General features: G+C 70.0%; 14 protein-coding genes. 2 read left to right on the forward strand and 12 right to left on the reverse strand.

Annotation, left to right across the window (positions count from 1 at the left end; translation table 11 throughout):
• Positions 1-70: 70 nt before the first annotated feature.
• From ABZ826_RS14550 to ABZ826_RS14560, 3 genes are all read right to left on the reverse strand, one after another.
• The gene (locus ABZ826_RS14550) at positions 71-3,931 is read right to left on the reverse strand and encodes an AAA family ATPase (protein WP_361447014.1); all 3,861 of its coding nucleotides are present in this window, start codon (positions 3,929-3,931) and stop codon (positions 71-73) included.
• 338 nt (positions 3,932-4,269) lie between these two features.
• Complete coding sequence (locus ABZ826_RS14555; protein ID WP_018551753.1) at positions 4,270-4,482, reverse strand: hypothetical protein; 213 nt, start codon at positions 4,480-4,482, stop codon at positions 4,270-4,272.
• A gap of 438 nt (positions 4,483-4,920) precedes the next feature.
• Positions 4,921-5,202: an acylphosphatase gene (locus ABZ826_RS14560; RefSeq protein WP_361447017.1), complete on the reverse strand. Its 282-nt coding sequence runs from the start codon at positions 5,200-5,202 to the stop codon at positions 4,921-4,923.
• Positions 5,203-5,348: 146 nt separating this feature from the next.
• Here ABZ826_RS14560 and ABZ826_RS14565 point away from each other — a divergent pair, with 146 nt between their 5' ends.
• Positions 5,349-6,290, forward strand: a complete 942-nt coding sequence (locus ABZ826_RS14565) for a CAP domain-containing protein (protein ID WP_361447019.1) — start codon at positions 5,349-5,351, stop codon at positions 6,288-6,290.
• A 289-nt stretch (positions 6,291-6,579) separates the two neighbouring features.
• Positions 6,580-6,990, forward strand: coding sequence for a helix-turn-helix domain-containing protein (locus tag ABZ826_RS14570; protein WP_361447021.1), 411 nt, complete (start codon positions 6,580-6,582; stop codon positions 6,988-6,990).
• 54 nt (positions 6,991-7,044) lie between these two features.
• Here the strand turns inward: ABZ826_RS14570 and ABZ826_RS14575 are convergent, their stop codons facing one another.
• The 9 genes from ABZ826_RS14575 to coaD form a co-directional block, all read right to left on the reverse strand.
• Positions 7,045-7,383: a hypothetical protein gene (locus ABZ826_RS14575; protein WP_361447023.1), complete on the reverse strand. Its 339-nt coding sequence runs from the start codon at positions 7,381-7,383 to the stop codon at positions 7,045-7,047.
• Positions 7,373-7,975 (reverse strand): RNA polymerase sigma factor, encoded by a 603-nt coding sequence (locus ABZ826_RS14580; RefSeq protein ID WP_361447025.1) that lies wholly within the window; start codon positions 7,973-7,975, stop codon positions 7,373-7,375. Before ABZ826_RS14580 ends, ABZ826_RS14575 begins: the two co-directional genes overlap by 11 nt.
• Positions 7,976-8,498: 523 nt before the next feature.
• The gene (locus tag ABZ826_RS14585) at positions 8,499-9,137 is read right to left on the reverse strand and encodes a LysE family translocator (protein WP_361447027.1); all 639 of its coding nucleotides are present in this window, start codon (positions 9,135-9,137) and stop codon (positions 8,499-8,501) included.
• Positions 9,138-9,291: 154 nt separating this feature from the next.
• On the reverse strand, positions 9,292-10,152 hold the full coding sequence (mutM, locus tag ABZ826_RS14590; RefSeq protein ID WP_361447029.1) for a bifunctional DNA-formamidopyrimidine glycosylase/DNA-(apurinic or apyrimidinic site) lyase: 861 nt from the start codon (positions 10,150-10,152) through the stop codon (positions 9,292-9,294).
• A gap of 101 nt (positions 10,153-10,253) precedes the next feature.
• Positions 10,254-11,078, reverse strand: a complete 825-nt coding sequence (rnc, locus tag ABZ826_RS14595) for a ribonuclease III (RefSeq protein WP_361447031.1) — start codon at positions 11,076-11,078, stop codon at positions 10,254-10,256.
• A 19-nt stretch (positions 11,079-11,097) separates the two neighbouring features.
• A complete protein-coding gene (rpmF, locus tag ABZ826_RS14600) occupies positions 11,098-11,271 on the reverse strand; it encodes a 50S ribosomal protein L32 (RefSeq protein ID WP_003965982.1) in 174 nt (57 codons plus the stop codon).
• Positions 11,272-11,273: 2 nt separating this feature from the next.
• Positions 11,274-11,945 carry a YceD family protein gene (locus ABZ826_RS14605; protein WP_361447033.1) on the reverse strand — a complete coding sequence of 224 codons (672 nt, stop codon included), beginning with the start codon at positions 11,943-11,945 and terminating at the stop codon, positions 11,274-11,276.
• 214 nt (positions 11,946-12,159) lie between these two features.
• A complete protein-coding gene (locus tag ABZ826_RS14610; RefSeq protein ID WP_361447035.1) occupies positions 12,160-13,233 on the reverse strand; it encodes a cell division initiation protein in 1,074 nt (357 codons plus the stop codon).
• 98 nt (positions 13,234-13,331) lie between these two features.
• Positions 13,332-13,811, reverse strand: coding sequence for a pantetheine-phosphate adenylyltransferase (gene coaD / locus ABZ826_RS14615; protein ID WP_361447199.1), 480 nt, complete (start codon positions 13,809-13,811; stop codon positions 13,332-13,334).
• Positions 13,812-13,827: the final 16 nt, after the last annotated feature.

Here is a 13,827-nt window from a genome sequence, read left to right on the forward strand (position 1 = left end):
ATTCGGCGGTCGCGTGATCGACCGAGAAGCAGCCTACAAGCACGTTGAAGCCTTGAAGGATGGCAGAGGCTCAGCGCAGCCGCTGGCTGATGACCTTGGAGACCCCGTCGCCCTGCATCGAGACGCCGTACAGTGCGTCGGCGACCTCCATCGTGCGCTTCTGGTGCGTGATCACGATCAGCTGCGAGCTCTCCTGGAGCTCCTCCATGATCCTGATCAGCCGCTGCAGATTGGTGTCGTCGAGCGCCGCCTCGACCTCGTCCATCACGTAGAACGGACTCGGGCGGGCCTTGAAGATCGAGACCAGCAACGCCACCGCCGTGAGCGAGCGTTCCCCGCCGGACAGCAGCGAGAGCCGCTTGACCTTCTTGCCGGGCGGCCGGGCCTCGACGTCCACTCCGGTCGCGAGCATGTTGTCCGGGTCGGTCAGAACGAGCCGCCCCTCGCCGCCCGGGAAGAGCCGCGAGAAGACACCCTCGAACTCACGGGCCGTGTCCCGGTACGCCTCGGTGAACACCTGCTCGACCCGCTCGTCGACCTCCTTGATGACCTGTATCAGATCGGCCCGGGTCTTCTTCAGGTCTTCGAGCTGCTCGGAGAGGAACTTGTGCCGCTCCTCCAGCGCCGAGAACTCCTCGAGCGCGAGCGGATTCACCTTTCCGAGTTGCTGGTACGCCCGTTCGGCCGCCTTCAGCCGCTTCTCCTGCTCGGACCTGGCGAAGGGCTTCGGCTGGTTGCGCGGATGTTCCGGGTCCTCCGGCAGTTCCTCGCCCTCCGCCGCCGGTGACGGCGGTACGAGCTGGTCGGGGCCGTACTCGGAGGCCAGCCCGGCCGGCTCGATGCCCAGCTCCTCCAGCGCCTTCGCCTCCAGTTGCTCTATGCGCAGCCGCTTCTCGGCGCCGAGCACCTCGCCGCGGTGGACGGAGTCGGTCAGCTTGTCCAGTTCGCTCTTGAGCTCGCGCCCTTGGTTGCGTTCGGCCGCGAGCTCCCGCTCCCGCTCCGCCTTCGCCGCCTCGGCCGCGCCCCGCTCCTGCTCGGCCCGTACGACGGACACCTCGACATGAGCGAGCAGCTGGCGGGCGGCGGACGCGACGGCCGCGGCCACCGCCGCCTCGTGCCGCAGCCGGACGCGGCGCCGCTCGGCGCGGGCGCGGGCCTCTCGTTCGGCTCGGGCGCCCCGGTCGAGGGCGTCCGCACGACCCGCGAGCCCCTTGACCCGCTCCTCGTGGGTACGTACCTGGAGGCGGGCCTCCATCTCGGTCTGACGGGCGTTGGCACCGTCGGCGGCGAGCCGGTCGCGCACGGAGGTGTCCGGCTCCTCCTCGACCGGCATCTCCTCGGCCACGAGCAGCCGTTCGGCCAGTTCCTCGGCCTCCTCCGTCGCCCGCTCCAGCGCCTCCTGGGCTCGGGCGGCGGACGCGGTCATCCGCTCGGCCTCGCCCGCGGCGCCTCGGGCCTGCCCGGCGAGCCGCCCGAGCTGCTGGGCCACCCCGGACTTCTCCCGCTCGGCGGCCCGGCGCCGCTCCCCCAGCTCCTCGACCAGTCCGGCACTCGCCCTGCGCCGCTCCGTGGCGAGGCGCTGGTCCTCGGTCAACTCCGCACACCGCACTGCCAGTTCCTCCAGCTGGAGGGCTGCTTCGTCGACCGAGGCCTGCACTTCGAGGAGGCTCGGCGCGCCGGCGGAACCGCCGTGGGCGAAGTGCGCCGAGAGGATGTCCCCCTCGGCGGTCACAGCCGTCAGTTCCGGGTGCGCGGCGACAAGGTCCTCGGCATCCTCCAAGGTGCCGACGACCACCATGTCCCGCACCAGCCTCCGTACGGCGTCCACCAGTTCGGCAGGCCCGCGGACGAGGTCGGCGACGATGGGCGGACCTCCGGCGATCGCTCCGGCCACGGCGATGTTCGAGGGGTACGCGGGTACGTGGAGCCCGTCCGCCCGGCCATGCGTCTGGCCGGGCAGGTGCACAGCAGGCGCATCAGCATCACTAGCATCGCCAGCCCCGCCAGCCCCGCCAGCCCCGCCAGCCCCGCCAGCAGCAGCGTCAGAGCCACCATCGGCACCACCAGCCTCAGCAGCACCGCCGGCACCACCAGCACCGCCAACACCAAAGGCGCCACGGAGACCGCCAGCACCACCAGCCTCAAAATCCCCATCACTGACACCGGCATCAGAGACCCCACCCTGATCCGGGACGCCGACGCGCACCACGCCCAGCAGCATCGCCGCCCGGCCCGCGTCCTGTTTGCGCAGCAGCCGGATCGCCTCCGCCGCCGTGGCCGGGTCCGTCACCGCGACCGCGTCAGCCGCCGCGCCCAGGGCCGCCGCCACCGCCACCTCGTGCCCCGGCGCCACCGTCAGGAGTTCGGCGGCCGGGCCGAGCAGGCCCGCCAGGCGGTCCTGCGCGCCGAGCAGCACGCCCGTGCCGTCCTTGCGGCGCAGGCCGAGGGCCAGAGCGTCGTGGCGGGCCGCGACCGCCGCCCGCTTCCGTTCGGCGGCGGTGGCGGACTCCCGGGCCGTGGAGAGCGCCGCCTCCGCCTCCGCGAGTTCCCGCTTGGCGGCCTCGTGCCGCTCGCCCAGCTCCGCGTCGTCCGCGTCCAGTCCCTCGACCTCGGCCTTGAGCTGTTCGTATTCCTCCTGCGCGGCGACCGCCCGCTCCTGCGCCTCGTCACGGGAAGCAGCCAGCCGATCGATCTCCGCCTGCGCCGAACCGGCCCGACTGCGGGCCGCGTTGACCTGCCCGTTCAGCCGGGCGAGTCCTTCACGACGGTCTGCGATGGCCCGCGCAGCGTCCTTGAGCCTGCGCTCCTCGGCCACCAACTCCCGTTCCAGGTCGGCACGGTGGGCGGCCGTGTCCTCCAGCGCGTGTTCCGCCGCTTCCAGCGTGGCCGCCAGCTCCGCCTCCTGCTCGCGGATGCGGGCCGCCTCCCGCTCCATGCTTTCAGGGTCCCTGAATCCCGTGCCGCGCCGTTCCTCCTCCGGCGCGGCTCCCGCGCTCTTGACCCGGGCGTCGGCCAGCGAGATCGTGCCGCGCACCCGCTCGGCCAGCTGCGACAGCTCGTACCAGGTCTGCTGGGCCCGCTGGAGCCGCGGCGCCAGCCGCCGTACCTCGTCCTCCAGCTCCGCCTCGCGCGTCAGGGCCGCCTTGAGCTCCGTCTCCGCGGCCTCCCTGCGCTGCTTTAGCGCCGCTTCGTCGGCGATCTCGCTGCGCAACGCGGTGTGCAGTCGCACCAGGTCGTCGGCGAGCAGTCGCAGCCTGGCATCGCGCAGATCGGCCTGGATGACTGCGGCCCGGCGCGCCACGGCCGCCTGTCGGCCCAGCGGTTTCAGCTGGCGTCGCAGCTCGTCGGTCAGGTCCTGGACGCGGGCCAGATTGGCTCCCATCGCGTCCAGTTTCCGCAGTGCCTTCTCCTTCCGCTTGCGGTGCTTGAGCACGCCCGCGGCTTCCTCGATGAATGCGCGCCGCCCCATCGGATCGGCGTGGAGTACGGAGTCCAGCTGCCCCTGCCCGACGATGACATGCATCTCCCGGCCGATACCGGAATCCGAGAGCAGTTCCTGGATGTCCAGGAGTCGGCAGGTGTCGCCATTGATCTGGTATTCGCTGCCGCCGTTGCGGAACATGATCCGAGTGATCGTCACTTCGGCGTACTCGATGGGCAGCGCGCCATCGGAATTGTCGATCGTCAGCGAAACTTCCGCCCGTCCGAGCGGCGGCCGCCCGGTGGTGCCGGCGAAGATCACGTCTTCCATCTTGCCGCCGCGCAGTGATTTGGCCCCTTGTTCCCCCATGACCCAGGAGAGCGCGTCCACCACATTGGACTTGCCGGACCCGTTGGGACCGACGACGCACGTGATACCGGGTTCGAACCGCAGCGTCGTGGCGGAGGCGAACGATTTGAAACCGCGCAGGGTCAGGGCCTTGAGGTGCACGCCGCCGGACTCTACCTTTCACTCTCGGTTTCACTGATGAAGGTGCAGGGCACATCAGACGGTAAGGGAAGGGGTCCGCGTCCGGGGCGGGACCGCACGGGTCGAAGCGGAAAGTCCGAGCGGAAAGTCCGAGCGGAAAGAAAGAAGGGACGCCGAAGCGCCCCTTTAAATCTTGCGGTGTTGCGTGTTCGGTGTACTGGTGCAGCGGCACATGACGGATCAAGGACATGTCACGAAAGTGACAGATCAAGAGCAGTGATCTTCAATGATCCGGCGACGATCCGGGATGATCTCGGACGGCTGACGCGGGAAGCCCGACCGGCCCTGTGGGCCATCGGTCAGGTCAGCGCCGGCTCCGCCTGAGGTACGTCGATGTCGATGCTGTCGAGCAGCGACTCTTGGTGCTGGGCGGCGGCATTGAGCGCGTCGTTCTCGTCCTGAATCCGTACGAGCTCGGATTCGAGATCCTGGACGCGCTGCTGGAGCCGTCGCATCTCGGCGAGGAGTCGCGGGTCGGAACCGCCGACGTAACCGAGAAGCGCCTTTGCCATGATGGATGGTCCTCCACACTGAGTGACCGACCGATGCGGTGTGGGTCGTGAGGGATTCGCACCCGCGGTGCTCGGCAGTGCTCTGTATTCACTGCTGTTCTGCTGCCAAACAGCTCTGCCGAACAGCTAAGGTGCGCGGGGATTTCAGCGTCTCACCAAAAAGTTTGACGGTCAACACGATCACACCCTGTAGAGACGGGCAGCCCTGGGGCGCGCGGCTTCACGATCATGCGGCGCGGCTCTCCTGCGGGGCCCTGGAGGGCGTGGAGATCATCCTTACTGCCGCAGCCTGGCACGCCAACCGAATCTTGGCAACCACCCGGTCATTTCGCAGGTCATTTCATGTGTACGCAGATGAGCGCCCCGCCCGTCACCGCGCGCCGCCCGTCGAACACCGTCCGAACACGGCGCTCGCGTCGGACCCGGCTCGGGCCCGGATCAGCGGATCGCGAAGCCCTCGTAACCGCCGCGCGGCATGTCCCAGATCTCAGTGACTCCGTCAACGCGCCCGGGTGTGTCGTCCGAGCGCAGCCACTCCAGCAGGCGGTGGCAATTCTCACGCCTGCCCTCGGCGACGATCTGCACCCTGCCGTCGTCGAGATTGAGGGCGAACCCGGTGAGACCACCGATCTCCAGGGCGTTTGCCCTGGTGAACCAGCGGAACCCGACCTGCTGCACGCGGCCGCGCACCCAGGCGGTGAGCCGTACGTCTTCGTTCATGCCCGAACGCTAACCGGCCGATTGCTCTCGGAGCACCTTGCGCCGATAGCCCATGGCGTACAGTCCCGTCGCAATAGGCCTCACCCGATCGGGTGAGGCGTGTTGACGCCGAGAGCGGCGTCCAGGCCGTCAGAAGGGCTCAGCAGATGGGACGTCATCGACGCTCCGCCGCAGCTCCTGCCGCTCAGGACCCCGCGCCGGGGGACACCGGCCGGCACCGGGGCGCGCGCCACGGGAAGCGGTCCGGAGCACCTGTTCGCACGGGACTGGTCGGCGTCTCCGCGGCCCTCGCCATGGGAGCCGTGGCGGTCGCCTCCGGTCTGGTGCCCGGCGGTGACACCTACTCGGTCGGTGGCTCGGCCGCCGACCGGGTGCGTACCGAGGGGGCTCCGGATCTGCTGGGCCAGGGTGGCTCGCCCACCGTGCCCGCCGACCGCTCCACCGCGTCGGCCGAGGCGGGCCCCGGTGGAGCGGGTACCGACGAGCCGACGGACGCGCGGTCCCGGGCGGGCTCGTCGTCCGGTTCCCCGTCGAAGACGTCCCAGCCGAAGGAACGGACGAACCCGTCCCCGTCGGCCTCGTCGCCGAAGGCCGACGCGGCGGAAGCCGGGAAGAGCACCGCTCCGGCCGCTTCCGAGGCGCCCTCGGCCGCTCCGGAGACCTCCACCTCCTCGGCTCCGGCCGCCCGCAGGTCCACGGCGTCGGCCACGGCCGACTCCTCCCAGGCCGCCGTGCTCGCCCTGGTCAACCAGGAGCGCGCGAAGGTCGGCTGCAGCCCGGTGACGGCCGGCTCCGCGCTGACCTCGCTCGCCCAGAACTTCAGCGACGACATGGCCGCCCGCGGCTTCTTCGACCACACCGACCCGGATGGCCGGACCCCCTGGGACCGCGCGTCGAAGGCCGGTGTGCAGGGACTCGGCGGTGAGAACATCGCGCGCGGCCAGGCCGACGCACAGGCCGTGATGGACTCCTGGATGAACAGCGACGGCCACCGGGCGAACATTCTCAACTGCGACTACAAGACGCTCGGCGTCGGCGTGCACTACGGCACGGGCGGCCCTTGGTGGACGCAGGACTTCGGTTTCTGAGATTTGTGCAGGTCAGCGACCTATGATCCCTCTTGGGCCGGCTCAGGGCCGTCATTTGCGGTCAAAGGCTCTCAGGGGCGAGCCAGTGAAGACCGTATGGCAGCCATGAACTTCTGACGGGCCTCCCGGAAGGCGCGCCGTACCTGTGCGCACTCAGGATCGTCCCGCAGATGTCCGGCGACCACCGCGTCCCGGTAGAGGAGCAGTTGGTATTCTGAGCCGCAGCACACACTCACCAGCAGAAAGCGCAGCCGGATAGCGAGCGCTGTGCGGGCGTAAGCTCGTGCGTATGGACGAGAACTCCCGTCTGGACGCGCTCGCCTTCGATGTGTTCTCCCGGCAGTGTCCCTCGCGCGGCACGCTGGAGCATGTCACCGGTCGCTGGGGCAGCCTGACGCTGGGAGCGCTGTACGAGGGCGGCTTCCGCTTCAACGAACTGCGCCGCCGGGTAGACGGGGTGAGCGAGAAGATGCTCTCGCAGACGCTCCACGCCCTGGAGCGGGACGGTCTGGTGCACCGCGAGGCCCAGCCGACCAATCCCCCGCGCGTCGACTACGAGCTGACGCCCCTGGGCCGGCAGGTCGCCGAGCGGCTGCTCGGGCTGATCCAACTCGTCGAGGGCCGGATGCCCGAGGTGCTGCGGGCCCGCGACCGCTACGACGAGGCCCACCCGGGCCCGGAGGGCCGGGGCCAGGGCTGAGGGCTGTCGTTCGGACCATGCCGGGCTCGTGCGTCCCGGTGCAAACGAAAGACCTCAGGGCCTGGCGCGGGTCAGTTCGCACCTCCCGTCCGCACAGGACCGACGCAGCCGCCCGGCCGAGACGGTCTCCACGAGGCCGATCACCCAGCACATCGGGCAGCCGCGCGGCGTGACCAGGCCGACCGGGGCGAGCAGCAGGCTCGCCGGGCCGACGACCGACAGCAGGGCCAGGGATCCGGCGAGCGCGCCGAACCCGACGGCTCCGCGGGCCAGATGGCGCGGGACGGTGTCGTCGGCGAAGCCGCCGCGCGCCGACGCGTCGGGTGCTCCGGCGGCGCCGGGTGTGGAACCGGGCATGGCGGTGCGTGTCGCCGTGGTCGGGTCAGATGTCATCGTCGGTTCCCCTCGTTCCGGGCGGTTCGTCGCGCAGCGCCTCTCGGGCCGCCGAACGGGCCCGGTGCAGGCGGGACTTCATCGCGGCGGTGCTCAGCCCGAGCCGGTCGGCGACGGTGCGGCCGGGCAGGCTTTGGATGTCCCGCATGACCAGCACCTGCCGCTGGTCGTCGGGCAGGGCGGCAACGGCGGCCGCGACACGTTCGGCTTCCAGGCGCAGCAGGACGTCCTCCTCGGCGGACCGCGCGGTGCCGCCGAACGCGTCGAACCGGCCGGCCGTGCCGAGCCGGCCGGGCTCGACGGCCGGTTCGTGGTGGAGCAGGGTGCGGGTACGGCGCAGGCACTCGTTGCGGACGATCCTGAACATCCACGACGCCAGCGCCCCGGAGGCGCGCAGCATGCCGATCTTGCGATAGAGGATGATCAGCGCTTCCTGGGCGGCGTCCTCGGCGTCCTGGGGTGTGGCGCACAACGTGCGCGCGAACCGGTGCACGTGCGGGTAGGAGCCGTACACCAGCGCGGTGAGCGCCTCGACGTCGCCGCGTTGCGCCGCGGCGACCAGGGTCGCGCCGGGCCAGGTGTGGTCAGCCACGCTGACGCCTCCGGCGGCGCAGCAGCGTGACGGTGCACGCGCACAGCAGCAGCGCGGCAGCCGCGGCGGCGATGACGACGGCGGTCATGGGGTCCTCCCGGTGGGGTGCGGGGCGGACGCGGTCGTCCGCACGCCTATGAGAGGCACGGCGGGCCCAGAAGGATTCACCCCTGTCCGCGGTCCGGTTTTTCGGGGCGCCTCGGCGCGTACGAGCCGCAGCCGCCGGGCCGGTCCGGCGGTGTGCCGCCAGGTGACAGTCCGGCCGAGGGGGCGGCGCGCCGACAACGGCTCGATCAACGCCCACTCGTCCGTCAGCCCGTAACGCCGGATCCCGAACCCCACGGTCGCGCGTCAGCGCTGTGAAAGACACGTCCGGATCCTTCGTTCGGATCCGGCAGAGCGCACACCTCGTGTCCCGGCGTCTCCCGGGCAAGTGCGACCAGCCCGTTCGGCACCGATCCGACGAGCCCGGACCGCGGTCATCCTCGCCCCCGTCCCGACCGTCTCGGCGGCCGGCAGAACCTCAGTCCTTGCGGCCGGTCACGGCGACAGTCACACCGAGACCGATCATCGTGAACCCACCGACCCCGCCGATCAGGGCGAGCCGCCGCGGTGAGCGGGCGAACCAGCTCCGTGTGGTGGCCGCGACCAATCCCCAGACGCTGTCGGAGGCCACCGCGATGACATTGAAGACCAGACCGAGCAGCAGCATTTGAACTGTGACGTGCCCCTGACCACGGTCGACGAACTGAGGCAGTACGGCGGCGAAGAACACGATGGTCTTGGGGTTGGCCACGCCGACCGCGAACCCCTCCCACAACGTGCGCAGACTGCTGTGCGCCGGGCTGTCACCGGTGAACGCGGCATGCAACGACCCGCGCTGCCGCACCGCCTTGACACCGAGATACACCAGGTACGCGGCGCCCAGGAGCTTCAGCGCCGTGAAGACGAGGACCGAGCGCTCGACCACGGCCCCGACCCCGAGCGCCACGGCAACGACGAGTACGTAGGCTCCGAGCGTGTTCCCCGCGACCGTGGTCAGCGCGGCCCGGCGTCCCTGCGCCAGTGCCCGCCCGATCACGAACAGCACGCTGGGGCCGGGTACCACGATCAGCAGGAACGACATGGCCGAGAAGGCCAGCAGTCGGTCGGTAGACACCATGGGACCCACCGGGGACCGCGCATGCCTGCAGCCTTTTTCCATGGATCGGCCCCACGCCGATCAGGGAGCACGCACCCGCGACGTGCGCCATCGGACACCGCGAGAGCTGTCCGGCGATGACTCGCGGACGGGGCCCTACGAAGCGGACGGGGCCCTACGAAGCCGTGCGCGGCGGACGCTGGCAGCGCGGGCAGAAGTAGCTGGAGCGGTTCATCCATGCCCGGCGTCGCATCGGCGTACCGCAGCGGTGGCAGGGCTCGCCCTCACGTCCGTACGCGTCGAGCGAGCGGTCGAAGTAACCCGACTCGCCGTTCACATTGACGTAGAGGCTGTCGAAGCTGGTGCCGCCCTGGTCGAGCGCCGCGCTCATCACGTCACGGACGTGCCCCAGCAGCTCGGCGGACCTGGGACAGGTGAGGGTAGCGGTCGGCCGGTCGTAGTGCAGCTTGCTGCGCCACAGCGCCTCGTCCGCGTAGATGTTGCCGACTCCGCTGATCAGCGACTGGTCGAGCAGAGCGCGTTTGATCGTCGTCCGGCGCAGCCGCAGGGCCGTCTGGAACGCCGCGTCGTCGAAGGCCGGGTCCAGGGGATCGCGGGCGATGTGCGCGATGGTGTCGGGCAGCCCGTCGGGAGTGTTCTCGTGGAGCGAGAGCCCGCCGAACGTCCGCTGGTCGACGAAGCGCAGCTCGGTGCCGAGGTCGTCGTCGAAGCGGATCCGGATGCGCAGGTGCTTCTCGTCGGGGGCGTCCTGCGGCTGCACGAGCAGTTGTCCGCTCATGCCGAGATGGCCGAGCAGCGAGCTGGACGCGTCGTTCAGCGGTACCCAGAGGTACTTGCCGCGGCGCATGGCCGCTCCGAAGCGGGCGCCGCCGAGCCGGGCCGCGAAGTCCACGCCGCCCGCCGGATGGCGGCGGACCGCACGCGGGTGCAGCACCTCGACCTCGCCGACCGTACGGCCGGTGACCCAGCGTGCGAGACCCCGTCGTACGACCTCGACCTCGGGCAGCTCGGGCACGGTGTCGCTCCTGGAGAAGTGCGAGAAGTGAACGGGGAGATGAAAAGCATATCCGGGCAGGAAAAACCCCTCGGTGCGCAAGGCACCGAGGGGTTCTCGGGTCAGGCCGGAGCGACGTCCGTGGACGGCGACGGGTCGGCAGGGGTGTCGGCGGCCCCTCCGCCGGCAGCGGCCTTGGCCACTGCCTCCCGCGCTTCCGCGGCGGCGCTGATCTCACGCCAGGCGGACTCCGCCGCCTGCTGCTCCGCTTCCTTCTTGCTACGGCCGGTGCCGGTGCCGTACGAGACACCACCGACGCGAGCAGCAGCAGTAAAGGTCTTCTCGTGGTCCGGGCCGGTCTCCGTGACGAGGTACTCGGGGACGCCGAGGCTCTCGCTCGCGGTGAGTTCCTGGAGGCTGGTCTTCCAGTCCAGGCCGGCGCCGAGGTTGGAGGACCTGTCGATCAGCGGGTCGAAGAGCCGGTGAACCAGCTCCGAGGCCGCGCTGAGGCCCTGGTCGAGATAGACCGCGCCGATCACCGCTTCGAGGGTGTCGGCGAGGATGGACGCCTTGTCCCTGCCGCCCGTGCCCTCTTCACCGCGGCCGAGCCGGATGAAGGAGCCGAGTTCGAGGCCGCGGCCCACTTCCGCCAGCGCACGCGAGTTGACCACCGCGGCCCGCAGTTTGGCCAGCTGGCCTTCGGGCAGGTCGGGGTGGGTGCGGTACAGCGTGTCCGTGACCACCAGGCCGAGCACCGAATCCCCGAGGAATTCGAGCCGCTCGTTGGTGGGCAGACCGCCGTTCTCGTACGCGTACGAGCGATGGGTCAGCGCACGCACCAGAAGGGCGGACTCGAGGTGATACCCGAGCCGCCCTTCCAGAAGCGTGTGGGACGAGGCTGTGTTGACGTTGTCTGCCTGCTTCTTGGCGTTGGACAACTCAGACATCGGGCCTCTCACCAGCCGCTCAGACCTCGAGGACCTGGCGCTTGTTGTACGTGCCGCAGCTGGGGCACGCGATGTGCTGCAGCTTCGGCTCCTGGCAACGCTCGCACGAAACCAGGGTGGGGACCGCAGCCTTCCACTGCGACCGGCGGTGGCGCGTGTTGCTGCGCGACATCTTCCGCTTCGGAACAGCCACGGCTACTTCTCCTGCTTCTCGTCGACGCCCGCTTCGGCGCCGCCCATGTTGTCCTTCTCGCCGTCCTGAACGGTGTCGGCGAGTCCTTGCAGTGCCGCCCAACGGATGTCGACGGCATCGTGGTGGTGACCGGGGTTCTCGTCCAGCCTGATTCCGCATTCGGAACACAGACCGGCACAGGACTCCCGGCACACCGGCTGCATCGGCAGTGCGAGCACCACCGCATCGCGCAGCACCGGTTCGAGGTCGAACAGGCCGTCCTCGATGAAGAGCCTGTCCTCGTCGTCCTCGGCGTCGTCGGCCGGTTCCGCCTTGCTGCTGCGGCCCCGGTCATCGGCGTCAGGGTACGAGAACATCTCCTGGAAGTCCGCCACGACCTCTTGGTGCAGCGGCTCCAGACACCTTACGCACTCCCCCTCGGCCGACGCACGGGCGGTGCCTGTGACGAGCACCCCTTCCATGACGGATTCGAGGCGGAGGTCCAGCTCCACGGGCGCACCTTCCGGCACACCGATGACCCCGTCGATACCGAGGGTTGGTGAACCGGGTGCGTCCACGGTGCGGGTCAGCCGCTGGAGGGCACCGGGACGCCGACCCAGCTCGTGCGTGTCGAACACGAGGGGGTTTCGGTGGTCGAGGTGGCCGTTCAGGGCTTTTCCTGCTTTCGAAATCATGTGCGTCACGCAACGTGGGGAAGGCTGACCGGATTCGCATTCGAATCGGGCAGCAGAGATCGCGGTCATACGCGCGACCGAAGAGCCAGGATACTGGACGCGCCGCTCAGCTCCCAATCCGGTCCGCCGGGCCCCGCACGGCCCGGACCGCCGTGGCCGCTGGACCCCCGTGGGGGCCGGACTTCCGTGAGGGCCGGACTTCCGTGGGGGCCGGTCAGCGCTCCTGTTCGTACCGGCGGAGCTGGTCCAGGTCGATCATGCTGGTGTCGAACAGGCTGGTCTCGTCGAGGGCGCCCTCACCCTGCGGCTGAAGGGTCTGCTGGGGGTGCATGGGCTGCTGCTGCCAGCCGTCGTAGCCCTGGGCCGGCGGCTGGGCCTGGCTCTGGTCGTAGCCCTGCTGCTGATAGGCGGCGTACGGATCCGGCTGCTGCTGGTATCCGTAGACGTCCTGCTGCGGCTGCTCCTGATACCCGTACGCCTCCGCGTAGCTCGGCTGGGCCTGGGCCGGGAAGTGCGGCTGGACCTGCTGGTGCGCGGGCTGCGGCTCCGGGGTGGCGAGCTCGGCGAGGCCGGCCCAGTGGTCCTCGTCGCTCATGTGCGCCTGGTTGCCCGCCGCGTCCTGGGCGGCCATGTGCGCGCCGAGTTCGTCGGTGGCCACCCGGCCGTGCAGCTTCTGCCGGCCGCGGCCGACCGCCTCCAGGGTCTTGGCGAGCACGGCCTCGAAGGCACCGAGCTTGGTGTCCACGTACTCGTCGGCACGGCGCTGGAGCGTGGCCGGGTCGGTGCTGCGCTCGGGGGCCTCGGCGAAGTCCGCGTCCTCGTACCCCTGCTCGTCGAAGGCCTGGCCGCGGCCGAGGAGCTTCTCGCGGCCCCGGTCGACGGAGCCGATGGTCTTGGTGAGGACGACCTCGAAGTTGGCGAGCTTGCTGTCGACGTACTCGTCGGCCTCGGCGCGGACCTCCCCGGCCTCCCGGCGGGCCTCTTCGAGAATCCGGTCGGCCTCGCTGCGGGACTGCATGGCGATCTCGGTCCCGGAGATCAGCGACGTCCGTTCGGCGTGTGCCGCCTCGATGATCCGTTCGGCCTCGCGACGGGCCTGTTCGGCCAGCTGCTCGCGCCCGCCGATGAGCTCCTGGGCATGGGCGAGCGAGCCGGGCAGGGCGTCGCGCACCTCTTCGAGCATCGCGAGCAGCTCTGCGCGGTTGACCACGCACGAAGCCGACATGGGCATGGACCGGGCGCTGCCGACCGTCTCGACGATCTCGTCGAGCTTCTTCTGCACGTCCACCGTGTGCTCGCCACTCTCTACAGCCGATTGGAGACGGACGGGACGACTGTACGGCCAGTCGGCGCCCGCCCGACACCTGGTGACGGGCAGTCAGTGATTCAGCGCTCGGCGAGACGCTCGGTGAGGGCCTGGTGGACCACGGGAGGAAGGAGGTGGGAGACGTCTCCGCCCCAGGTGGCAACCTCCTTGACCAGGGAGGACGACAGGAAGCTGTAGGTGGGATTGGTCGGCACGAAGAGCGTTTCGACGCCGGAGAGACCGTTGTTCATCTGGGCCATCTGCAGCTCGTAGTCGAAGTCGCTGACGGCCCGCAGTCCCTTCACGATCGCCGGGATGTCGCGCTGCTTGCAGAAGTCGACCAGGAGGCCGTGGAAGGACTCGACCTGGACGTTGCCGAAGTCCGCGGTCACCTGACGGATCAGGTCGATCCGCTCGTCGACCGTGAACAGACCCTTCTTGGACTGGTTGATCATCACCGCGACGTGTACGACGTCGTACAGCTTCGAGGCACGGCCAATGATGTCGAGGTGTCCATTGGTGATGGGGTCGAATGACCCCGGACAGACGGCGCGGCGCAACTTGGTTCCCTCGCTC

Source organism: Streptomyces sp. NPDC047515, assembly GCF_040643055.1.
Taxonomy (GTDB): domain Bacteria; phylum Actinomycetota; class Actinomycetes; order Streptomycetales; family Streptomycetaceae; genus Streptomyces.